At 32.5% G+C, this 21,806-nt stretch carries 27 protein-coding genes; 23 read left to right on the forward strand and 4 right to left on the reverse strand.

Annotated elements, in window-relative coordinates; genetic code table 11:
- The first annotated feature begins 85 nt into the window (after positions 1 to 85).
- From rplS to HF964_RS08055, 4 genes are all read left to right on the forward strand, one after another.
- Positions 86 to 439 carry a 50S ribosomal protein L19 gene (gene rplS, locus HF964_RS08040; protein WP_168722536.1) on the forward strand — a complete coding sequence of 118 codons (354 nt, stop codon included), beginning with the start codon at positions 86 to 88 and terminating at the stop codon, positions 437 to 439.
- 178 nt (positions 440 to 617) lie between these two features.
- Positions 618 to 1,292: a YjjG family noncanonical pyrimidine nucleotidase gene (locus HF964_RS08045; protein ID WP_168722537.1), complete on the forward strand. Its 675-nt coding sequence runs from the start codon at positions 618 to 620 to the stop codon at positions 1,290 to 1,292.
- 112 nt (positions 1,293 to 1,404) lie between these two features.
- Positions 1,405 to 1,920, forward strand: coding sequence for a type 1 glutamine amidotransferase domain-containing protein (locus HF964_RS08050; protein WP_168722538.1), 516 nt, complete (start codon positions 1,405 to 1,407; stop codon positions 1,918 to 1,920).
- 206 nt (positions 1,921 to 2,126) lie between these two features.
- A complete protein-coding gene (locus tag HF964_RS08055; RefSeq protein ID WP_168722539.1) occupies positions 2,127 to 2,351 on the forward strand; it encodes a YdbC family protein in 225 nt (74 codons plus the stop codon).
- 162 nt (positions 2,352 to 2,513) lie between these two features.
- On the opposite strand, the gene HF964_RS08060 is transcribed toward HF964_RS08055, so the two are convergent.
- The gene (locus tag HF964_RS08060) at positions 2,514 to 3,557 is read right to left on the reverse strand and encodes an AI-2E family transporter (protein ID WP_168722540.1); all 1,044 of its coding nucleotides are present in this window, start codon (positions 3,555 to 3,557) and stop codon (positions 2,514 to 2,516) included.
- 225 nt (positions 3,558 to 3,782) lie between these two features.
- Between HF964_RS08060 and HF964_RS08065 the strand changes: the two genes are divergently transcribed.
- The 5 genes from HF964_RS08065 (at position 3,783) to HF964_RS08085 (ending at position 5,678) form a co-directional block, all read left to right on the forward strand.
- Positions 3,783 to 3,980 (forward strand): hypothetical protein, encoded by a 198-nt coding sequence (locus tag HF964_RS08065; protein WP_168722541.1) that lies wholly within the window; start codon positions 3,783 to 3,785, stop codon positions 3,978 to 3,980.
- Positions 3,980 to 4,183, forward strand: coding sequence for a hypothetical protein (locus HF964_RS08070; RefSeq protein WP_168722542.1), 204 nt, complete (start codon positions 3,980 to 3,982; stop codon positions 4,181 to 4,183). Before HF964_RS08065 ends, HF964_RS08070 begins: the two co-directional genes overlap by 1 nt.
- Positions 4,184 to 4,197: 14 nt before the next feature.
- On the forward strand, positions 4,198 to 4,899 hold the full coding sequence (locus tag HF964_RS08075) for a demethylmenaquinone methyltransferase (RefSeq protein WP_250786622.1): 702 nt from the start codon (positions 4,198 to 4,200) through the stop codon (positions 4,897 to 4,899).
- A 160-nt stretch (positions 4,900 to 5,059) separates the two neighbouring features.
- Complete coding sequence (locus HF964_RS08080; protein ID WP_168722543.1) at positions 5,060 to 5,422, forward strand: type II toxin-antitoxin system RelE/ParE family toxin; 363 nt, start codon at positions 5,060 to 5,062, stop codon at positions 5,420 to 5,422.
- Positions 5,412 to 5,678, forward strand: a complete 267-nt coding sequence (locus tag HF964_RS08085) for a helix-turn-helix domain-containing protein (RefSeq protein WP_168722544.1) — start codon at positions 5,412 to 5,414, stop codon at positions 5,676 to 5,678. Before HF964_RS08080 ends, HF964_RS08085 begins: the two co-directional genes overlap by 11 nt.
- A gap of 71 nt (positions 5,679 to 5,749) precedes the next feature.
- On the opposite strand, the gene HF964_RS08090 is transcribed toward HF964_RS08085, so the two are convergent.
- From HF964_RS08090 to HF964_RS08100, 3 genes are all read right to left on the reverse strand, one after another.
- Positions 5,750 to 5,905 (reverse strand): hypothetical protein, encoded by a 156-nt coding sequence (locus tag HF964_RS08090; RefSeq protein ID WP_168722545.1) that lies wholly within the window; start codon positions 5,903 to 5,905, stop codon positions 5,750 to 5,752.
- Between the two features lie 98 nt (positions 5,906 to 6,003).
- The gene (locus tag HF964_RS08095) at positions 6,004 to 7,905 is read right to left on the reverse strand and encodes an acyltransferase family protein (RefSeq protein WP_168722546.1); all 1,902 of its coding nucleotides are present in this window, start codon (positions 7,903 to 7,905) and stop codon (positions 6,004 to 6,006) included.
- A gap of 251 nt (positions 7,906 to 8,156) precedes the next feature.
- Entirely contained in the window at positions 8,157 to 8,303 is a 147-nt protein-coding gene (locus HF964_RS08100) for a hypothetical protein (RefSeq protein ID WP_168722547.1), read from the reverse strand.
- A gap of 454 nt (positions 8,304 to 8,757) precedes the next feature.
- Here HF964_RS08100 and HF964_RS08105 point away from each other — a divergent pair, with 454 nt between their 5' ends.
- The 14 genes from HF964_RS08105 (at position 8,758) to HF964_RS08170 (ending at position 21,702) form a co-directional block, all read left to right on the forward strand.
- Positions 8,758 to 9,177 carry a hypothetical protein gene (locus tag HF964_RS08105; RefSeq protein ID WP_168722548.1) on the forward strand — a complete coding sequence of 140 codons (420 nt, stop codon included), beginning with the start codon at positions 8,758 to 8,760 and terminating at the stop codon, positions 9,175 to 9,177.
- Positions 9,092 to 9,949, forward strand: a complete 858-nt coding sequence (locus tag HF964_RS08110) for a serine hydrolase domain-containing protein (RefSeq protein ID WP_168722549.1) — start codon at positions 9,092 to 9,094, stop codon at positions 9,947 to 9,949. Before HF964_RS08105 ends, HF964_RS08110 begins: the two co-directional genes overlap by 86 nt.
- A gap of 112 nt (positions 9,950 to 10,061) precedes the next feature.
- Positions 10,062 to 11,234, forward strand: coding sequence for an MFS transporter (locus HF964_RS08115; RefSeq protein WP_168722550.1), 1,173 nt, complete (start codon positions 10,062 to 10,064; stop codon positions 11,232 to 11,234).
- 175 nt (positions 11,235 to 11,409) lie between these two features.
- The gene (locus tag HF964_RS08120; protein ID WP_168722551.1) at positions 11,410 to 11,862 is read left to right on the forward strand and encodes a LytTR family DNA-binding domain-containing protein; all 453 of its coding nucleotides are present in this window, start codon (positions 11,410 to 11,412) and stop codon (positions 11,860 to 11,862) included.
- Positions 11,863 to 11,872: 10 nt separating this feature from the next.
- Positions 11,873 to 12,280 carry a DUF3021 family protein gene (locus HF964_RS08125; RefSeq protein WP_168722552.1) on the forward strand — a complete coding sequence of 136 codons (408 nt, stop codon included), beginning with the start codon at positions 11,873 to 11,875 and terminating at the stop codon, positions 12,278 to 12,280.
- 226 nt (positions 12,281 to 12,506) lie between these two features.
- On the forward strand, positions 12,507 to 13,136 hold the full coding sequence (locus HF964_RS08130; RefSeq protein ID WP_168722553.1) for a sugar transferase: 630 nt from the start codon (positions 12,507 to 12,509) through the stop codon (positions 13,134 to 13,136).
- Positions 13,137 to 13,168: 32 nt separating this feature from the next.
- Complete coding sequence (locus HF964_RS08135; RefSeq protein ID WP_168722554.1) at positions 13,169 to 14,317, forward strand: glycosyltransferase; 1,149 nt, start codon at positions 13,169 to 13,171, stop codon at positions 14,315 to 14,317.
- A 12-nt stretch (positions 14,318 to 14,329) separates the two neighbouring features.
- Positions 14,330 to 15,091 carry a glycosyltransferase family 32 protein gene (locus HF964_RS08140; protein WP_168722555.1) on the forward strand — a complete coding sequence of 254 codons (762 nt, stop codon included), beginning with the start codon at positions 14,330 to 14,332 and terminating at the stop codon, positions 15,089 to 15,091.
- A 20-nt stretch (positions 15,092 to 15,111) separates the two neighbouring features.
- Positions 15,112 to 16,095 (forward strand): glycosyltransferase family 2 protein, encoded by a 984-nt coding sequence (locus tag HF964_RS08145; protein WP_168722556.1) that lies wholly within the window; start codon positions 15,112 to 15,114, stop codon positions 16,093 to 16,095.
- A 14-nt stretch (positions 16,096 to 16,109) separates the two neighbouring features.
- Positions 16,110 to 17,216 (forward strand): EpsG family protein, encoded by a 1,107-nt coding sequence (locus HF964_RS08150; RefSeq protein WP_168722557.1) that lies wholly within the window; start codon positions 16,110 to 16,112, stop codon positions 17,214 to 17,216.
- 133 nt (positions 17,217 to 17,349) lie between these two features.
- On the forward strand, positions 17,350 to 18,297 hold the full coding sequence (locus HF964_RS08155) for a polysaccharide pyruvyl transferase family protein (RefSeq protein WP_168722558.1): 948 nt from the start codon (positions 17,350 to 17,352) through the stop codon (positions 18,295 to 18,297).
- Complete coding sequence (locus tag HF964_RS08160; RefSeq protein ID WP_168722559.1) at positions 18,290 to 19,234, forward strand: glycosyltransferase family 2 protein; 945 nt, start codon at positions 18,290 to 18,292, stop codon at positions 19,232 to 19,234. Before HF964_RS08155 ends, HF964_RS08160 begins: the two co-directional genes overlap by 8 nt.
- A 41-nt stretch (positions 19,235 to 19,275) precedes the next feature.
- Entirely contained in the window at positions 19,276 to 20,292 is a 1,017-nt protein-coding gene (locus tag HF964_RS08165) for a glycosyltransferase (RefSeq protein WP_168722560.1), read from the forward strand.
- A gap of 18 nt (positions 20,293 to 20,310) precedes the next feature.
- Complete coding sequence (locus HF964_RS08170; RefSeq protein ID WP_168722561.1) at positions 20,311 to 21,702, forward strand: lipopolysaccharide biosynthesis protein; 1,392 nt, start codon at positions 20,311 to 20,313, stop codon at positions 21,700 to 21,702.
- Positions 21,703 to 21,806: the final 104 nt, after the last annotated feature.

The raw sequence follows: 21,806 nt of genomic DNA on the forward strand, positions 1-21,806 counted from the left end.
TAGTCGTTGGCTATTAAGTCGATAAATTAACGATGTTGCGCTGCCGAATATGAGGTAATCAATGTCGAAACAGGAGAAATTTATTATGAAGCAAAACCAATTGCTAGAATTGATCACTAAAGACCAATTACGTACAGATATTCCAGAATTCCGCGCCGGTGATAACGTCCGAGTTCACGCCCGTATCGTTGAAGGTACTCGCGAACGTATCCAACTTTTTGAAGGTGTTGTTATCAAGCGTAAGGGTACTGGTATCCAAGCTACTTACACTGTTCGTAAGATTTCTAACGGTGTTGGTGTGGAACGTACTTTCCCATTACACTCACCACGTGTAGACAAGATTGAAGTTACTCGCTTCGGTCGTGTACGTCGTGCTAAGTTGTACTACTTACGTGCATTGCACGGTAAGGCTGCCCGTATTAAGGAAGCCCGTCGCTAAGATGTACTTTAGACAAGCTAGGATGCTAGTTGTCTTGAAAAAAGAGATGAACTTTGGTTCATCTCTTTTTTTGTACCTTAATTTAGAAGTGAACATCGGTCAAAGAAGATAAGTAATTGAATTTAGATAAAAATTAATGATAAAATAATTAAATATTATTAATTTGTGAGGATTGTTCATGTATAAAGCATTATTATTTGATTTAGACGATACACTTTTAGATTTTAAAGCAGCAGAAGATTATGCATTTAAAAAGTTACTTCAGGAATCTAACATCCCTTATAACCAACAATTATTTCTTCAATATGATGAAATTAATCAAAATTTGTGGCGTCAATTAGAAGAGCAAATAATTACAAAGCAATACTTATTTGACCAGAGATTTACACGGTTCTTTGAAGCATTAGGTTATGATGAACTGGATGGGATTGCTGCTGAACGTCGTTTTCGTCAATTACTGGGTGAGGGTGCTTTCCTAATGCCTAACGCCAAGGAAACTTTAAGCAAACTTAAAAGTGCTGGATATAAGCTTTACACAGCATCCAATGGTGTATATCAAACCCAAATTAGACGTATGCAAGCAACCAAAATTCTAGAATTTTTTGATGGCCATTTTATTTCTGAAATGGTTGGTTACGAAAAGCCCAATCCTAAATTTTTTGACTACATTTTAGATGAATTGAATCTTGCAAAAAAAGATGTTTTGATGATTGGTGATGGGCTTAACTCAGATATTAAAGGTGCCTTGATGAGTAATATCGATTGTGTTTACTATGATTTTAAGAATCAAAGCCAAGCTAATTGTGCCCAGTACACGATTAAAAGTTTGTTAGAGTTGTTAACCTTGATTTAGTACGTAGCGATTATTAATATTCAGATAAGGTATTGGCTTTCATTAGTTTACTTTGTTAAAATAAGTGTGTCGCAAAGAATTATCACAATGTTAACAACAGGAGGAATTATTTATGGCTAAAATTATTGCAATCGCAACTGATGATTTTGAAGATAGTGAATTAACATCACCTAAAGAAGCACTTGAAGCTGCAGGTCATGTGGTCGATATTGTTGAAAATGAAGCTGGTAAGACGATTACTGGTAAGCATGGGGCAACGTTTGAAACTGTCAAAGGGATTGACAATGCGAAATTAAGTGATTATGATGCATTATTAATTCCAGGTGGTTTTTCACCAGATAAATTACGGGTTGACGAACGATATGTTAAATTAACAAAAGAATTTTTGGAAGCTAACAAACCAGTATTTACAATTTGCCATGGCCCTCAATTGTTTATTCAAACAGGTATTTCTGATCAGTTAACATTAACAGCTTATCAATCAGTTCAAGCAGATTTAAAATATGCTGGTGCTAACGTCAAAGATGAAGAAGTTGTAATTGATGATAAGCATCAGTTAATTTCAAGTCGAACACCTAAAGATCTTCCAGCCTTTAATGCAGCTATTGTAGAGGCATTGAATAAATAACCTGTATTATCAAACAAAAAATAATGGCATGATTCACTAATTACATTAGTTTGAACTATGCGCACAATAAATGCCGGTGGAATATTTAAGTTCCAACGGCATTTATTCATTTTGCAATATTGCTTAGTATGTGTCTTTGATAAGTACTTTTTTGAGAAAGATTCGTAATATAGTAATGCTATAATAGGCAAAAAAGGAGAAGATGTATGGCAGAATTAAAGTATGAAATTACTGAAAAATTAGCAACATTATCAACCAATGCTAAAGGATGGAGCTTAGAATTAAATAAAGTTTCTTGGAATGAACGTGAACCTAAGTTTGATTTAAGAACATGGGATGCTGAACATAACAAGATGGGTAAAGGAATTACATTCAATGAGGCTGAAGCACGTGAATTATTTATTGGGTTAGGTAAGTTTTTGGAACAATAATAAAAAGCGGTGCCACTAAGCGGGTATTATTAAGAAATATAAACAAAAATCCCAGGGAAAAACTTTTCCTTGGGATTTTTGGCTATATTGAACTTCTGGAGTGCATTGTTATTAACAGATGTTAATTAATAGAAAGAAGGTATGTCCTAATTTATTTTACTATTATTCAGTTGGGTGATGCATAATAGGACCATTCTTATCGAATCGGTGGATATTCATAACGTCCATTATGAAGGCAACGATTGGGACGCCGACAATTAACCCCCACGTTCCAAGGACATGCTCCATAATTATCAAGGCTGCAAAAGTTACAAAAATTGGTAATTCGGCACGAGATGACATTAACTTTGGATGTAAGACGTATGCTTCAAAAGCATGCATAATACAGATTAAAATAATTAATTCAATTGCCGTTTTAACACCACCCATTGAAAAGGCAATCAAAGTTAGTGGGACACTTGAGATTAATACTCCTGCAACTGGCACTAATCCAAAAACAAAAACTAACATACCCAAGACAAATGGACTAGGCATACCTAAAATTGTTAAACCAATTAACATTAGGATTGTATTGATAATATCTATGACTAGTTGAACTTCAATAATTTGCCCTAAAATGAAAATAAACTTACTTGCAAGTTGATATACGATTTTAAAGAATTTAGGGAAATCAGAGTGATCAAATTGTTTTCCAAATTTTTGAAGCTTTGGAAAAGTAATCGTGAAAATCAAACTTAGAAAGAAGGCTAAGGCAACACGTACAAAAACGTCGCCAACAGTTGTAATTGCAGTAAGCCCATTAAGTAAGATTTTTTGCCAATTAGTACTAATTTTATCGACTAAATCAAATTTATCCATATATGTACTTACATAATGATTTATCTGTGGGTACTCACGGAGGCCACGGACAATTGCGGCATAAAGATTTTGACCTTCTCGGGCAAAAACGGGGATAATAAACATGATAATTCCGGCTAATACAAGTAAGACTAATAAATAGAAGATAACAACCGAAAAAACATAAGAGATTCGAGTATATTGAGATATTTTACGTGATGCATGAACACCAAAATACGCAAAAATAATGATCAATAAAATGCTACTTAGAAAACCACGAATTAAAAATAAGAAAATAATCATCACTAATAAAGTGAGATATACTTGAGTTTGACTTTTTTTGAAAAAACGAACTAAACTATCGTACATGAAAGTTCTCCTTTAGTAACATCGGTGTTATTTGATGGTTAATTACAAATAAGCGCCATATAATCTTTAGTCTATCTAAATCAATAAAAAGTGTCAACCTTAAACATATTTGATGTAGTGATAGTATAAAAATTAATTAAAGTCTATATTCATAATGGAGATGCTTTATAATATACGTAAATTTATGTACAATAAGATGAATAACAACAGAGGATAGGTAAGAATATGTATCAAATTGATGATAATCAAAAGCATCAAAATGTTAAATTTGCACAACGTAAACAAGATGAATCAAAGCGGGAATTAGGCAAGAAAACAATGAAAAAATTTGTTCGTGATTATGCTAATAAGGAAGAAATGTTAGCTTTAATTGCTAAATATAATGAGCGACCTGATGTAACTAAAATCGAGGTGATTGAATAATGGCTGGATCAAAGAAAAAAGCACTCCATGCATTTAAAGCAATGCAAAAACCACAGGCCGAAGATGCTGTAACTAAATTAATGCGAGCATCTATGGAATATGTTAGTGAATATGCAACTCATGAGCAAATGTTGCAATTCATCAAGCAATTTAATGAAGCACAGGATGAAATTATTGAAATTAAAGAATCTATAACTAAATAAAAAGGTGGAATATTGTGACAGATAAGAAGCAGAGCCCACAAGAAATTTTTAATACTATTGCCCCTAATTACGATTACATGAATAACGTGATTAGTTTAGGAACACATAAGTCATGGCGGAAAAAAGTTGCTATGACAATGCCAATTCCTAAGGGAAGTTACGTTCTTGATTTATGTTGTGGAACAGCTGATTGGACAATTCATCATGCACGAACTGTTGGCCCAAGTGGGCATGTCGTTGGTCTTGATTTTAGTGAAAATATGCTAAAAATTGCTGACAAAAAAGTTACAGAACTACATCTAAATAAGGAAATTAGCTTAGTTCAAGGTGACGCAATGGCAACAAATTATCCTGATAATACATTTGATTTTGTTACGATTGGATTTGGGTTACGTAACTTACCAGACAAAATAGCAGGATTAAGAGAGATGTATCGAGTTTTAAAACCAGGTGGATCAGTTATTATCCTTGAGACATCACAACCAGATAATCCAATTGTAAGACCAGCTTGGCATTTTTATTTTGCAAAAATCATGCCTCTGTTGGGGAAAATACTAACTAAACAACAAGCTGAGTACCAGTACTTAGATGAAACAACAGAGAAATTTATGTCGTATCAAGAATTAGTCGATACGATGACTGAAATTGGCTTTAAAGATGTTCATTTTAAACGTTATAATTTAGGAGCAGCAGCAGCTCATTTTGGAACTAAATAATAAAAAAGCGACTGAAAATTTTTCAGCCGCTTTTTTATTATTTAAGGGGTTAAATTAACCAAAAGTTTACCGATTACATTATATATAACTGATGGATGTTGGGATAAATGGGCTTAAATTAAATGTTAATGTAAGTCCTTAGATTAGGTATGACGGTAAAATGAAACGTAAAAGAAAATTTATAATGTATATCGATTCGCAAAGGCATAATTATTTTGCTGAATATTATCAGCAATTACCTAAACGCGATCGAAAAAAAATGTTGGCATTAATGATACAAATTCAAGAAATTAATTTATTAATTGCACAGCGCCAACTATGGGTACGGCGAGTCGCTCGTGATTTTTATGAATTACGATGTTATGTAGATAGGGGAATCATGCATTGTGCATATTTCTTTGTTGTTAATGACTACTATATCATAACAAATGCGTATTTAAAAATTGACAAGGAACAAGCGTATCAAGAACAATTAATTGCAGAAAAAAGAAAAGCAGAGTGGAGCCTAACAAATGCTAATTGATGAATTATTAAAACAAGAGAGCAACGATAAAACATTTATGCAAGGATATCAAATGGAAAAGGCAAAATTAGCCAGTGCGGTATCTTTATATAAGGCACGTGAAGAAGCCGGATTAACACAAATGGAACTCGCAGAAATGGCGGGAACTACCCAAGCAACAATTGCACGTATTGAGCGGGGGGATAACGTTTCATTTGAAAAATTATCTCAGTTAGCACAAGCGATGGATAAAAAGCTAAGTGTTTCGTTTACATAAGTATATTGAGTAATAAAAAAGTCACGACTTATATGTCGTGACTTTTTTATTTTATTTGCTTAGATAGTTAATTAGCGTTGATTTCGGTTACGTGCTTGATTACTTTTAACCGTAATTGGGACCATGCGTGTCCGATAATTAGTGATATTAATGACACGATTGAGCAATAAAGCAACAATAGCTAACATTAGCAACGTAATGATTACAATATTAATTAGTAAATACATTTGGTTACCTCCATTATAATTTTAGATCTTACAAGTATTGAAACCGCTTGCGTATCCTTATTATACAGTGCAACTGATTAAATGAATATTAAAAATATTTAATGTTTTTCAGCTGAAATTGTAACAATTGTTGAGCCAATTAAATGAGCTAAATACTTATCTCCTAAAGGATTAGGATGAATTTCATCAGGGCCTAACCAATTAAGGTGATTTTGAACATGTTGTTGCCAATCTATTAAATGAAAATTGGGATAATTCTTACTGGCTTGAGCGTAAACCTGCTCATTACCTGGAATCCAACTGCGGTTTTGAACATAATTATTAACCCAAAATACTTGTCGGTTATTACCAACTAAGTCCATAACTTGTGCTAGCATGCCTGGCTTAACAGCACCATTAGTCCCAAGCATAATTAAAATATTGTCCGAAAGTTGACCATCACTCTTAATTGTTGTTAAGAGTGATGGTGCAGTTGAAGGTTGGCGACCAACTTTACCATTAGTAACAATTGGCATGAATTTTTGTAAAGTTGGTCCAATATTAACGAGCATTGAGTCCCCAATCGCTGTGACAGAAGTTTGTTTAAGGACATCTAGTTGATCAGGCGTGAATTCATACGTTGTGGCTAACTTGTCGTCAGCTTTTGATAATTGCTTAGAAAAAGTACTTTTCTTATCATTAGTATCGTTTTGAGTATTTTTGGCAGCTTTCTGTTCAGCTAATATTTTAGCATTAGTAGCCTCAGCTTCTTTTTCACGAGCGGATAATTCTTTTTCTAATGGTGGTTGATATGAACTAGCGGCTTCAGGAGCTGCCATCCCAAGGCTAGCAATTAAAATCAATATTACAGTAATCATTAATTGTGCGATACTACGATAATTTAACTGTAAAATACGATTGAAAAACATTTTTACATCAGCAAAGGTGACATGGCGTAATGGCTGCTCAAGCCATCGATAACTAACCTCACTAATTAAACAAATCAAGATTAATTCAATTACAAGAAAATATAAATCCAATTGTCTATATTTTAGCTTGAGCTGGTCAAAGAAAACGAGGATGGGATATTGATATAGATATATTCCATAAGAACGTGTTCCAATCCATCGAAAAATAGGCCAATTAAAGATTTTAACAAGCCATGTTGTAGGAGCCGCAATTGTAGCAACTAGCAACATCCCCATGATTGTAAATAAAAACATTCCACCATAATAAGTTATCGAACTTTGACCATTTAACGTGGCAAATCCTAGTGCTAAACCAGCTAAACTTATCCAGCTAAGATAATTCAATACCCGTTGGTTAGCTGGAGCCATCGATGGTGTTAATTTAGCAGATGGCCAAACATATGCTAGCATAGCCCCTAAAAGAATGGCAAATAGCCGAGTATCTGTCCCGTAATAAGCACGATTTATTGTGTTGGGACTAAAAGTTATCGCTAACATAATCGCAGATAATGTTGCCATAATTCCTAAACCAATCGCTATATATCGCCGGCGTATTTTTAATTTAGCTAGTAATAGTACTAAAATTGGCCAAATTAAATAGAATTGACCTTCAACTGATAATGACCAAAGGTGTGTAACAGGACTTGGGGCTGTAAATTGTTGAAAATAAGACTGTCCATGATTAATAGCCCATAGATTGTAAACATAAAGAAGATTAGTTAATACAGCTGTACGAATATTAAGTAATGCTCCGCGATCAAATAATGTAATAAACGCTAATGTAACTAGTAACATACATACTAACGCTGGATATAAGCGCTTGATTCGCCGTAAATAGAAGCTTTTAATGTCTATTGTATTTTTTTTATCAAATTCTTGTCTTAATAAATCGGTAATTAAGTAACCAGATACTACGAAAAAAATGGATACACCAAGATATCCACCGCTAAAAGTATTAGGTAAAAAGTGATATAGAATAACAGCGATTACGGCTAGAGCTCGAATACCGTCAAAGCCTAGAATATAGCGATTTTTGGATGATCGTAATTCCATATTTCAGCATCTCCTGAGTGTTTATAGTTACTTTAATGTTACATTATTGTAAAAATTTTTACAATGAATTTTAAGCTAAAATAAAAATCAATATTTCAACAATAAAGATGTTTATTTTACTTAAAAAATGTAAAATTTTAAGTATAAATAATATACTTAAAATTTAAAAATAAACTATTTTTAATAATAAAAAATCCCAGAAGATTTCTTCTGGGATTTTTAGTTATATATTAAATGTGAAATTACCGCAATTAATTTTCGTGCTTAAACTTATCTTCTAAATCACGGAGATGAGCAAATCCACTTTCATGTTTTTGATTAACATGCTCTTTGGCGCGACGTTGAAGTTCTTGTTCTGCAAGTTGCTTGCGTTCACTCTTACTTAACTTATTTGCCATAATGGTAGCTCCTTTATTTAAATTTGATGAGTTATTACCAACCATCTACATGTATACTGTAGTTCTTTCAGCGTAAAAAATCTAGTTTTCGGCTATATTTTCATAAATCTAAAAAAATATATATTTTTAGCTTATACTTAGCTGAAAGTTGTTGACTACTTTTTGCAAGTGCAATGATATAATCAAGAATGATGTTATATATGGTTTAGTCAATATAAATTAAAATTCCGGTCTTAATTAAACATTAAGACGTTAAAATTTAATCATGCAGCACCTAAGTGGTACCAGTAGTATATATTAAATTATTGAAAGTAGCGTAGAATTTATTTGTTTTGTAAAAACTATCTTAAAAAAGATTTCTCTGTGCACGCGTAATTAATTTGCTATCTGACAGCTTATATAATTTTAAAGTCCCCACATTTCTATTAGAAACGACTATTATTGGAGAAAGAAATTGAGTATCAAAAGTAATATTTTAACAAATAAAAAGTATCACTTAATTATATTTGGGATATGTATAACAATTTTCATTGCGATTATATTCATTAAGCCAATTGCGACCAGTTTAGTTAAGATTGGTGATAATTGGCAAACAAATGCTTCACATCAAACAGTATCAAAAGTTATACCAATCCAAAAAATAAAATTTTCACGTGATCCACGAACACTTCAAGAACAATTACACACTTATTTAGTCCAAAATCATCTAGATGCAGTGGCAATTACAACTGTAAATGGTTCTAAAACTCCTATGATTGTTGCAAATGGGAATATAAGTAATTTTTCAAATGACAAACTTAATGAACACTCTGTCTTTCAAGTTGGATCAATTCAAAAAAATTTTCACGGCGATAATTATTCAAAAGTTAATTGAAGAAGGTAAATTAAATATTCGTACACCACTTAGTAAATTTTATCCTGGCATTCCATACGGTGACAAATTAACTATATGGAATTTATTGACACATACATCAGGTATTGTTGATGGTAACTACAAGAAAATCAGAGCAATTGCTGGTGAACAAGATCAGGTTAACTATGTACGTCAGCATATGATTTCAACACCACCACATTATATATATGCAAGTGCTAATTATTCTTTGTTAGCAGGAATAATTATTCAAGTTACCCAAGAAAGTTATAAACAAAATGTCATTGATGATATTTTACAACCGTTACATTTAAATGATACTTATTTTTATCAGGATATACCTGAAGGCACAAATCTTGTTTATCCACCATATGTTAAAACTCATCTTCAACAGGCATTTTTTAATTATGATATAAAAAAGCAAATGTCACTACTGATTGGCGCTGGTCAAATCTATTCGACACCAGCGGATTATTTTAAGTTTTTAAATGCGTTAATTGAAGGTCAACTAATTCCTAAACAAGATTTTTCACTTTTTTTCCCATTGCATAATCATGATTACTACAATGGTTTATATAGCTATTATGGAAATTATCAAGCTGGTGGATCTAAAAATGGTTATAATTTAAGTTTTGTTATCAATCCAACTAAGCACACACGGACGGTTGTGTTTTCATCAAACTACATGTTGGTTCCTAATAAGATGTTAGCTAGCCAAATATTTGTAATTGCAAATCGTGAGTCTGATAAGATTCATTGGCTTCCACAGTATTAAAAAAAATTAAATAAATTAAAAAATAATTAAGCTGTTATGTTGACGGTATTCTAGAAATATCGATATAATATTAGAGTTGGATATAAATTCTACATATAATAAGGGGTATTACATGAGTGCAGCAACAAAACGGGCTATTTTTATATTAGTTCTTAGTGAGTTTTTAGTTTGTCTAGGGATAACTTTAGTAATTCCAGTTATGCCTTTTTTAAAAAATGAATTACATTTTAGTGCTGCAGATATGGGTTTTATGACCGCATTATTTGCTCTGGCACAGTTTATATTCTCACCAATTGTGGGGATGTTATCTGATCGAATTGGGCGTAAACCATTATTAGTCATCGGATTGATTTTATATAGTTTATCAGAAGTTATTTTTGCAATTACTAACAAGCTATGGTTAATGGATGTTTCTCGAATAATTGGTGGTCTTTCAGCGGCTGCATACATTCCAACTGCGATGGCAATGGCAGCTGATATCACTACGAATCGGCAACGGGCTAAAGTAATTGGTTGGATTTCAGCAGCTTTTAGTGGTGGTCTTATTTTAGGTCCAGGAATTGGTGGGGTTTTAGCTAATATTAGCTACAAAACACCTTTTTGGATTGCTAGTATTTTAGGAATTGTTGCATTGGTTATTTTGTTAGTACTGTTACCAAATGAACAACAAATCGAACATCACATTATTAGTGATGGTAAAGTAAAAGAAGCTCCAAACTGGCGCGATATTCTTACTAAACCTGTTATATTGCTATTTAGCTTAATTTTAGTATCTGCTTTTGGTTTAGCTGGTTTTGAGGGAGTTTATTCAATTTTTGTAAATGAAGTTTTTGATTTCAATATGAATGATCTAGCCTTAGTATTAATAATTAATGGAATTATTTCACTGATTTTACAAGTAGTATTTTTTGAACGCTTAGTTTTATGGTTTACAGAAATTAAATTAATTCGTTATTGTTTTGTACTAAGTGCTGTTGGAGTAGCATGGATTTTGTTAACGCATAGTAAAATATCAGTTGTTATTGCAACTTTGATTGTTTTTTCAGCTATGGATGTTATTCGTCCAGCAATCACAACTTATTTAACGAAGTTTGGTGAAAGTAAACAAGGCCTAATGAATGGCTTAAATATGTCATTAACTAGTGTTGGAAATATCGTTGGTCCCATTATGGCTGGGGTACTTTTAGATATAAATTACCACTATCCATACGGGATAGTATTAGTGTTTATGTGTTTATCAATTGGAATGACTTTCTTTATTGGTAAAATAAAAAATAAGGACTAATGCACTTTCAAAACATCCAGTATTATGCTGGATGTTTTTTAATTAATATATACAATACGATGCCGATAAATAGCTGTTTAATCATTGATATGTGCGTGAGTTTAATAGCTAGTGATATCGTATGTAAATGTGAGAGAATTTAAAACAACTTAAAATGGAAGGGAAAGATTACTCAATGAAAGTAAACTTTACAGCCAATGAAGAATTGGCTCCTGATGATATTGAAGTGACGGTTTCAGCTTCTCAAATAACTACAGACGTGATGAATCTGATGCAACAAATTCAAAATTTAACACTGCCAAGCACAAATTTACCAATAACGTTAGAAGATCGAGTGGTTTTTTTACCAATTAACGAAATTATTTTACTTGAGGTATTTGGTACGGAAATTGTGATTCAAACAATTGAGAAAAGTTATACAACAAAGGGCCAGCTCAAAAAATTCTATGCTCGCCTACCACAAAAAGTATTTGTTCAAATTAGTAAAAACTCGTTGATAAATATTGAACATCTCACATATTTAGAGGCCGGTTTTTCAGGTAATATGACGGCTTTTTTAACAAATGAAAATCGGGCTAGTGTTAGTCGAAAGTACTTACCCAAGTTGAAGCAAATTTTAGGATTATAGGAGTAATACTATGAAAATTCGAAAATATGTGCGGCATGCATTGCTAGGCTTAATTATGAGTGCAGCTTTCACAATGATTGGGGCTTTACTTGAGTGGCAAACATTGATAGTGACGCCAAAAGAAATAATAGGAATATTTTTACTTGGAATTATAGTTGGTGAATTAGCATTAATTTTAGAATTGGATTTGGGAACATTTACGTTACGCTTATTAACCCATATGATTCTAACTTTCTGTGTCGTACTAGTATTTGATGGGATTTTTAAATCATTGAATTTTATATTTATGCATCCAATAATATTTGTATTTGAATTTTTACTTATATATGTAATTGTATGGATAGTTGTACGTCTTTCAACCAAAAATGACATTGAATTAATAAATGAGCAATTAGCTAATAAACATCAAGTAAAATAGTAGAGTTTTAAAGCCTATTTAATAGTATAAAGGCAAAATTAATTCTGATATGGTATACGTAGTTGTTTTTATAGCTTTAAGTGTTGCTAAATATACAAAGCATTATCTTTTGGTGCAACTTATTCTATGGTATTATCTATAATAGGTTTAAATTACGCTATTTTGTTTTTTTTAAATTTTAACCTCAATAAAAAAGATTTATAAAAAATTGGGAGGCAAAGTTAAGATGTACAATAGCTTTGGCAAACGCTTAATAGACATTACATTATCAGCAATTATGCTAGTAGTTACGTCACCAGTTATGTTAATTGCAGCGATTGCAATTAAACTTAGCTCTAAAGGGCCAATTGTCTTTAAGCAAATCCGAATGGGAAAAGATCATCAACCGTTCAAGTTATATAAATTTCGCTCAATGCGAATAGATACTCCTGAAATTGCATCAAATGATTTAAATGGTGATGATTATCATACGGCAGTTGGTAAATTTATTCGTAAGTTTTCAATTGATGAGTTACCACAATTATTTAATGTGATTAAAGGAGATATGAGCATTATTGGTCCACGACCCGTAATACTTAAGGAGACTAATTTGATTGAACTACGTCATCAAAACGGTGCAGAGAAAGTCCGCCCAGGAATAACAGGGTTAGCACAAGTTAATGGGCGTGATAACCTTGCAGATGAACCCAAAGCAATGTATGACGGTCAATATGCCAAAAAAGTATCACTTAAGAATGATGGTAAAATCTTTATGCAAACAATTCTATATGTTATTAAACGTGATGGAGTTGTTGAAGAACAGATTGACGATGATAGTACGGTGGATAAAAAAATTAAAAATAAAGACCCCAAGTAGTCAATGTTAAGGTGGTATTGGAGACAAAGGAAATGAAAAAGGTTTTAATTGTTGCTGCAAAGGCAAATATGATTCGCCAGTTTAACCAACGAAATATTTTAATACTAAAAAAACTTGGCTTTGAAGTCCATGTAGGTACAAATTTTAAAGAATTTGGTTCAATGGATAATAACGAAAATGACAAGTTAATTCAGTGGCTCGAAGAACAGCAAGTTGTTAGGCATCAAATCGATTTTGGCCGAAAATTAGGTTCATTTAAAGCAAATTTTGTGGTAATTAAACAATTACGTACAATTATGCAAAATAAAGATGAATGGGCCTTTATGCATGCTCATTCACCAATTGGAAGTGTTTTAGGGCGGATTGCTGCTAAATCTCAAGGCGTTAAAACATTATATACTGCACATGGATTCCATTTTTTCAAAGGTGGACCATTAAAAAATTGGCTTATTTTTCCAGTGGAATGGCTTTTAGGTTTTATTACTGATCAACTAATTGTTATCAATTCTAATGATTTAAAGGTTGCCGATTATTTACCAATTGAAAATGTAGAATATATTCCAAGTGTTGGAATTGATGTTAAAAAGATGCTTGCGGTGACACCTGAAGAACGTCAAAATATTCGTGCGGCTAAGCGTAGTGAGTTAAACCTTAAAGATGATGATTTTGTATTACTTAATGTTGGTGAACTTAGTGATTTAAAAAATCAGCGAATTGTTATTGAGGCAATGGCAAATATTAAAAATCCCAAGTTGAAATTTATGATTGCGGGCGTAGGACCTAAATATGATGAATTTACAACCATGGCTAAGGAATTAGGCTTACAAAAGCAACTTATGTTACTTGGATATCGTAATGATATTCAAGCGTTACATTTTGCATCGGATTTGTTTGTCTTTCCATCAAGACGCGAGGGTTTTGGACTTGGTGGTTTTGAGGCGTTAGTTGATGGTCTTAAAGTGATTGGCACTAAAAACACAGGAATGAAGGATTTTATTATTGGTCCAGCATATGGCGTATTACTTGATACAAAGGATGTTACAGCAGTAACAGAAGCCATTAAAACATTAATGGATAATCCAGAAAAACCAGGAGCAGGCATGGATAAAGCCTTTATTGAAACATTTGATAGTTCAAATGTTGATCGTATTATGGAATCGATCTATCGTAAATTTAAGTAATTGGAGCTAAAGATGATACCAAAAATTATTCATTATGCATGGTTTGGTGGTGAAAAACCAGAAAAAGTTCAAAAATGTATTGCTAGTTGGCATAAATTAATGCCTGACTGGCAATTCATGGAGTGGAATGAACAAAACTGGGACATAAATCAATACGCTTTTGCACAGGAAATGTATGCAGAAAAGAATTGGGGCTTTTTAAGTGATACACTTCGATTTGACGTAGTATACCGGTATGGTGGTTTCTATTTTGATACAGATATGTTGATGACGAAGCCAATTACTGATGAATTTCGTGACGCTCAAAACATGTTTTGTTTTATGTTTGACAATGCTCTACATACTGGCCTATTTGGTGCTGAAAAAGGTACAACGGTTTTTGCTGAAATTCTTAAAATGTATCGTGAAGAAAAATATGAAAATGTATCATCTTTAATTCGCGTAACGACTAATAATCCGATTATTACGCGGATGATGATGATTTTATATCCTGAATTTAAATTAGATAATACTAAACAAATTTTAGGATCACAGCATAATGAAGTTGTAATTTGGCCTAAAGAATATTTTGTTTATCCATCATTTAATCGTAAAATTAGTTACACGCAGCATTTATTTACAAATTCATGGAGTACTGCCAATCTTGGGGTGTGGGGCATGATTAAAGTAATGTCAAAATTAGCTTTGGGGAAGACGGTTTATGGTAAAATTAGTGCTCACCGGGGTAAAGTAAAGCCACACAAGGGTGGCATAATTATTGAAAAAATGAAATAAGAAGAGTAAGGAATTTTGTTATGCCTGATGTATCAGTGATTATACCAATTTACAATGGAATCAAGTTTGTTGATCAACTTATTGATAAGTTGAAACAACAAACACACCAAAGTGTCGAATTTGTTATTGTTGATGATGGATCCACAGATGGAACAACTGAGTATCTGCAGCAGCTAAAGCTTGATGACCGCTTTAAGTTACTGTATAAAGTAAATGGTGGTGTTTCAGCAGCACGTAATTTTGCAATCGAACATAGTCATGGAAAATATATTATGTTTATTGATGCAGATGATACACCACTGCCAACGATGGTGGGTGCATATTACGATAAAATTGTTGCTTCCAATAATGATTTTGAATTTTTTGAAAGCCAAAAGGTGGATTTTGATGGTGTAAATCTTGGCCCAATTGGTGCATACCATGCAAGCCAACTTAATCGAAATATTCTCCAAAATGAGATGTTTGAATATATTGGGCAACAATTTGTTTTTGGTTATCCATTTTTATCGATTTCAAAAGCGCATCTTTGGTCGGGAAGTTCATTTGATCCAAAGATTAAATACCAAGAGGACACACTTGCACTTGCTAAAATTTTGGCGCAAAATCCTGATATTAAGGCAGGATTTAATAAAGAAGTTCATTATCTTTATCTTCAAAATCCAGATAGTGCACTACATCAAATGCCAATTTCTGGCTACATTGATATTTTGAATGTTTCAGAACTAATTATTAGTTACGCACAGACAGCTAATATTTCAGCAAATAGTTTAAAAATTTTAAATGGATTAAAAATAAGTGGATTAATGTCATTATTAGCAGTAGCAGCATTAACTGGTGATAAGCAAACATTTAAAAAATATCGCCCAAGTTATCTAAAAGAATATCACAACACTATTTTTCCAGAAACAAAGGTAAAACTACGTAAGGCAATTCAATATTATGCAGTTTTATTTAATATAAAAGCAGTTTTAATATCTGCATATAAGAATATTTATAAAGTATAGGAATAGGTTAATTTATGATATATCTTTTATCGGTTATCAGCTCTCTTCATTTGAGCTTTACTAAAAATAAAAAACAAATTGGGTGGTCGCTATTATTAATTGCATACCTTGCATTTTTAATGGGTGCTGTTACACCCGGGCATTCATTTGATACGTATGCATACCAGTTGATTTATTCTTGGGCACCAGACTCACATCGTTTTGAGCCTGGTTACATGCATTTATCATACCTATTTTTTAAGGCGGGCTTACCATATGCTACGTTTAGATTATGCTATTATGTGATGGCAATGCTGATTTTATGGTGGGCAGTTAAGCGATTTGGTGGTAATTTACTAACATATTTTAGTATTTTTGCGGTCTATCCATTTTTAGTTGAGATTACTCAAGTTCGGAATTTTGGGATGGTTGCGCTAGTTGCCTTAGCTCTTTCATTCTTAAAAGGAATTTATAAATGGGAATGGATAATTTCCATATTACTATTAATCTTGGCCTTTAACTTTCAAGCATCAGGAATGTTATATTTATTATTACCATTCTGCATGTTGTTAAGAGGCCAAACATTACAAAAAATGATTGAACGTGGTTACTGGATTTTCTTAGTTGTTACGACGATTGTCCATTATTTTGTGCCAGTAGGCTTTGCCAATAAATTAGTATTTATTGCCTTTACGATAGCTGGTCGTAAGCCATCGGATGCATTTAGCCATTTTGGGGCAGGAAGTTCATTTTCAATCGCTATCGGTTATTTCATGTTCTTAGGATTAATTATATACGTATGGAAGTACTTTATTAATCGGACTCCTGAGATATTAGAAGATCGGCGTTATAAGGTTCTCTACTCAGTTATGACCATTGCAGTATTAGACATTTTACTAATTTCTTCATCAATTGATTTTGAACGCTACATTCGTGATGGTTTTACCTTTTCGTTAATTGCCTTTGCAATGTACGAACATGAATATGTCAATAATCCACGAATTAAAAGAATATTTTGGACATTAATTGCAATCCTTGTAGTTGTTGGAACAATTGTTTATAAATATTGGTATCCCGGTGAAACTGGCCGCTTGCAATATGTAATTTATCTGACCCAATTTTTCCCAAATCTTAATTGGTAATGGGCAAAGAAAGAGATTTTATATGGATTTAAAATATTTTTATACACGCTTTGTATTTAAGGTGCTTAATAAGATAAACAAAAAAATGCCGCTAAAAAAAATTGAGAGCAAGCACCATCCAAAAGTATATTTAATGGGAACCGTTGAATATATGAACTATGGTGACCATGCGATAAATCTTGCTGAAAATGATCTTTTACATGATTTAGGTTACGATGTTATTAGCATTCCGGAATCAGTACTCGATGAATCATTGCCTATTATCCAAAAGAATCTGTCAGCTGATGATATATTTTTTTGCCAAGGTGGTGGTAATATGGGTGATATTTGGCCATTACAAGAACGTTGGCGCCAAGCAATTTATCAAGCATTCCCTAATAATAAAATTGTTGTCTTTTCATCATCAGTTAATTTCGATGGGCAATCACCAATGTTACTTGATACGCGAGCTGCAATTAAGGAATGTACAGATATTACGTTCTTAATGCGGGATCAGTTTTCATATGAATTTGCAGTCAATAATTTTCCAAATAATGCTAACGTGCAATTAGTACCAGACATGGTAATGACTTTAGCTAAAGCTAAATCCGATCAAATGCGCCAAAACATTGTGACAACGTTCTTACGACGTGATGTTGAAAAGTTAGCTGATGATCGTATTACAAAACTCATAGATGAATTAAAGCAACAATTTGAAGTGATTGATAGAGATACTGTATCGGATTATTGGTATTACATTACACCTAAAAATCGTGGCTGGTTTCTTGATCAACAACTAAAAGAATTTCAAACATCAAAATTAGTTGTCACCGACCGCCTTCATGGTATGATTTTTGCAGCTATTACCAAGACTCCTGTAATTGTATTTGATAATGATAATCATAAAATTTTTCATCTATACCATACATGGCTCGAAAATATTAAGTTTATCAAATTTATTGATCAATCAATGAGTCAAGTTGAGATTAAGCAAGCCTTTGAAGAGCTAATGGATAATATGAATTATGATTTTCCAAATGAAGATTTTAAAAACAAAATTTTGGCAGCATTAAAAGTAAAAGCAGGTATTAAAAATGAGTAATGATACAGTTTCAATCATTGTACCAATATACAATGTAGCGCCATTTTTACCAATGGCAATTGAATCATTGATTACTCAAACATATCATAACCTTGAAATTTTACTTATTGATGATGGGTCTACTGATGATTCAGGAAATATTGCAGATACATTTGCAACAAAAGATGAACGTATTAAAGTCTTTCATAAGCCCAACGGGGGATTATCGGATTCACGTAATTTTGGTTTAACGCATGCTACTGGTCAATATGTTTATTTTTTTGACTCTGATGATGTGCTAGAACTCAATTTTATTAGCGTGGCAATTAACGATATGCAAAGAACTGGTGCAGAAATCTTTTGTAGTAACTATTGCTTGATTGACGAACAAAATCAACCAAGCACAATTGGGCGTAAACGAGGTGCTATCGACGAGGTTCGAACGGGTAAAGCGAGTTTATTACCATTGCTTGAAAATCAATTAGATTGTTATGTTTGGCAATTTGTTTTTAAACGGAGTATTCTAACGGCCACAGCATTTGAATTTAAAAATATGTTGTATGAAGATCTGGTTGCTACTCCCCAACTATTAATACGAGCTAATCACGTTATCTTTAATAGTCAGCCACTATATAAATATAGAATCCGGCAAACATCAATTGTGCATAGTACCTCATTAAAAAAATTAAATGATTTACAATATGGTATTGATTATTTTGTAAACTTTATGCGCAAAAACGTAGATGCAACGGATCAGCAACTAAATAATTGGTGTTTTCCATTACTTTTAAGCTTGTATGTTGGTTTTGTTAAATTTCCACAAAATGTTAATAAGATACAACTTAAGGTATTAAAACAGCGAATAATTAAGGCAAAAATAGACGTAATTAATCTTTCAAATATTGAAAAAGTAAAATTTTATCTTATCAAGTTTAACCTAGTTAAATTTGTAAGATAAAATTTTTCTACTTTAAAATAGAAAATATAGGGGAATATGTAATGGTAAATGAAAATTTGCAGCCAATTAATCAACAGCCATTAGTGTCAATTGTGGTACCAATATATAATGTTGGGTCATTTCTCCAACCTGCATTGGCAAGTGTTCAAACACAAACTTATCGTAATTTAGAAATTTTATTAATTGATGATGGCTCGACTGATAATTCAGGAGCAATTGCTGATACCTTTGCAAATGAAGATCAACGGTTTATTGTTCATCATGTTCAAAATGGTGGCCTTTCATCTGCTCGAAATATTGGTATTACTCATGCAACTGGTGAGTTTATTTACTTTTTTGATTCTGATGATATAATGAATCAAACTTTAATATCTAAAGCGGTTAAAATGGCACTAAAGGAAAATGTAGCAGCTGTTATTTTTGATTATGAACAAATAGATGAAAACGGGTGTATCATTCCAAGTGGCTATGGGCATGGTGATATTTATCATAATACAGAAACATTAACTAATCATGAGGCACTGAAAGCCTTATTCAAACAAGATATTATTATTACGGCATGGTCATATCTGGTTAAGCGTGATGTCTTAATTGATAATCAGGTTAAGTTTACTGTCGGTCGGTTACATGAAGATATGAATACAACTCCGCGAGTATTGTGGTATGCTAAAAACATTGGTGTGCTAGACGAGCGACTATACCAATATCGCATTAGAAGTGGATCAATTATGAAAGACTTAAAGCCTAAGAATTTAATTGATTCAGTTTGGATGCTTAAACAAATTGAAACGTTCTTGCAGCAAAATAAATTGTATAATGCTCATAAAAATGATTTTGCATGGCTGGTACATCAGACACTATTACCATATGTCTTTAATATTTCAGACAAATTTCTTCATCAAAATCCAGCAACCAAAAAGGATTACTTTGGCTTGTTAGAGGATGCGTATCATGAAATTAAAATTGATAATCGAACAATGCGTAAATTAAAATTATCAAAAATACCTGGCATTAGTGGTTTGAAGCGTTGGTTGAAAGGACAGTCATGTATCTTCTAATTAGTAAAGGATAAGCATATGTTTTCAAATAGTGTAAAGCGGTTATTTAGTAATTCGCTAATTTTCTCAATTGGTACATTGGGGACCAAAGTAATTGGTTTTTTAATGGTTCCTTTTTATACATATTTTCTAACACAAGGGCAATTTGGGATTGTTGATTTGATTTCAACAACGGTGGCCATGTTGACGCCAGTTGTGACGTTAAGTGTTTTTGAAGCAATTTTTCGCTTTACAATGGACAAAAATTTTTCTAACAAAATATTATTTTCTAATGGATTAGCAATTACCGCATTTGGAAGCATTTTATCGTTAATAGGTGGTGGGATTGCACAAATTAGTGGCTATAAATATGGTGTTTTATTAGCGATTTTACTGATACTAAGTGTTGTTAGTTGCTTTTTACAATACTTTGTTCGTGGAATTGGCCATGTGAAGTTGTTTGCTGCTACTGGAATTGTCGGCACTTCACTCTCAGCAATTCTAAATATTATGCTTATTTGGTATTTTAAATTAGGAGTTAATGGATACCTTTATGGTATGGCTGGGGCCCAGCTAGGAACTTTTGTATTAATTGTGGCAGTCGTTAAGCCTTGGCAGTATGTTGATTTGACGTTGGTATCAAAAAAGAATGCTTTGATGTTGCTCCGATACAGTGTGCCAATGATTCCCAATGCTTTTGCTTGGTGGTTTACTAACGATGCCAATCGATTCTTTATTCTGTTTTTCTTAGGGACATCTGCTAATGGGATTTACGCGGTTGCAAATAAAATTCCATCAATTCTGACAATTTTCTTTACCGTTTTTAATCAAGCTTGGCAAATTTCAGCAGTCGATGAATATGAATCACAGAATAATTCTGCATTCTATAGTATGATTTTTAATAATTTGATTCATTTTTCATTCTTAGGAATGGCGGGTTTGTTGTTGATTTTAAAACCATTAATGCATGTTTTAGTAGCACCTAATTTCTATTCAGCATGGGAATTTGTACCATTTCTAATGTTAGCAATGATTTTTTCAAATTTATCAGGTTTTTTAGGTAGTACTTATATTGCAGCTAAAATGACGTCTAAGTTATTTTCAACTACGATTTATGGTATGCTGACTAATATCGCCTTTAATGCAGCATTAATCCCATTGATTGGACTAAATGGTGCGGGGTTGGGAAGTGCTTTAGGTTTTTTAGTAGTGATGATAATTCGGTTAAAACAAACTAAAGCTTTTGTATCAATTAATGTCAAATGGATCCCATTAACAATTCATTTACTGATTACAGCATTAATGTATGCAACATTGCACCTTCAAAATAATATGATAATGTTTATCTTACTGGCAATCTTCTTTATTATTTCACTAGTTTTAGCAGGAAAAGATGTTTTCATATTTTTAAAGAGACGACACGCAAAATAAATAAATTGATGAGGTGTAGCCAGAAGGTTAGACCTCATTTTTTTATTAAATATGTAAGCGTTAACATAAAATAATTTTTATAAATGAAAACGCTTGCAAAAAAA

The sequence above is a fragment of the Periweissella fabalis genome, assembly GCF_012396505.1.
GTDB classification, from domain to species: Bacteria; Bacillota; Bacilli; order Lactobacillales; family Lactobacillaceae; genus Periweissella; species Periweissella fabalis.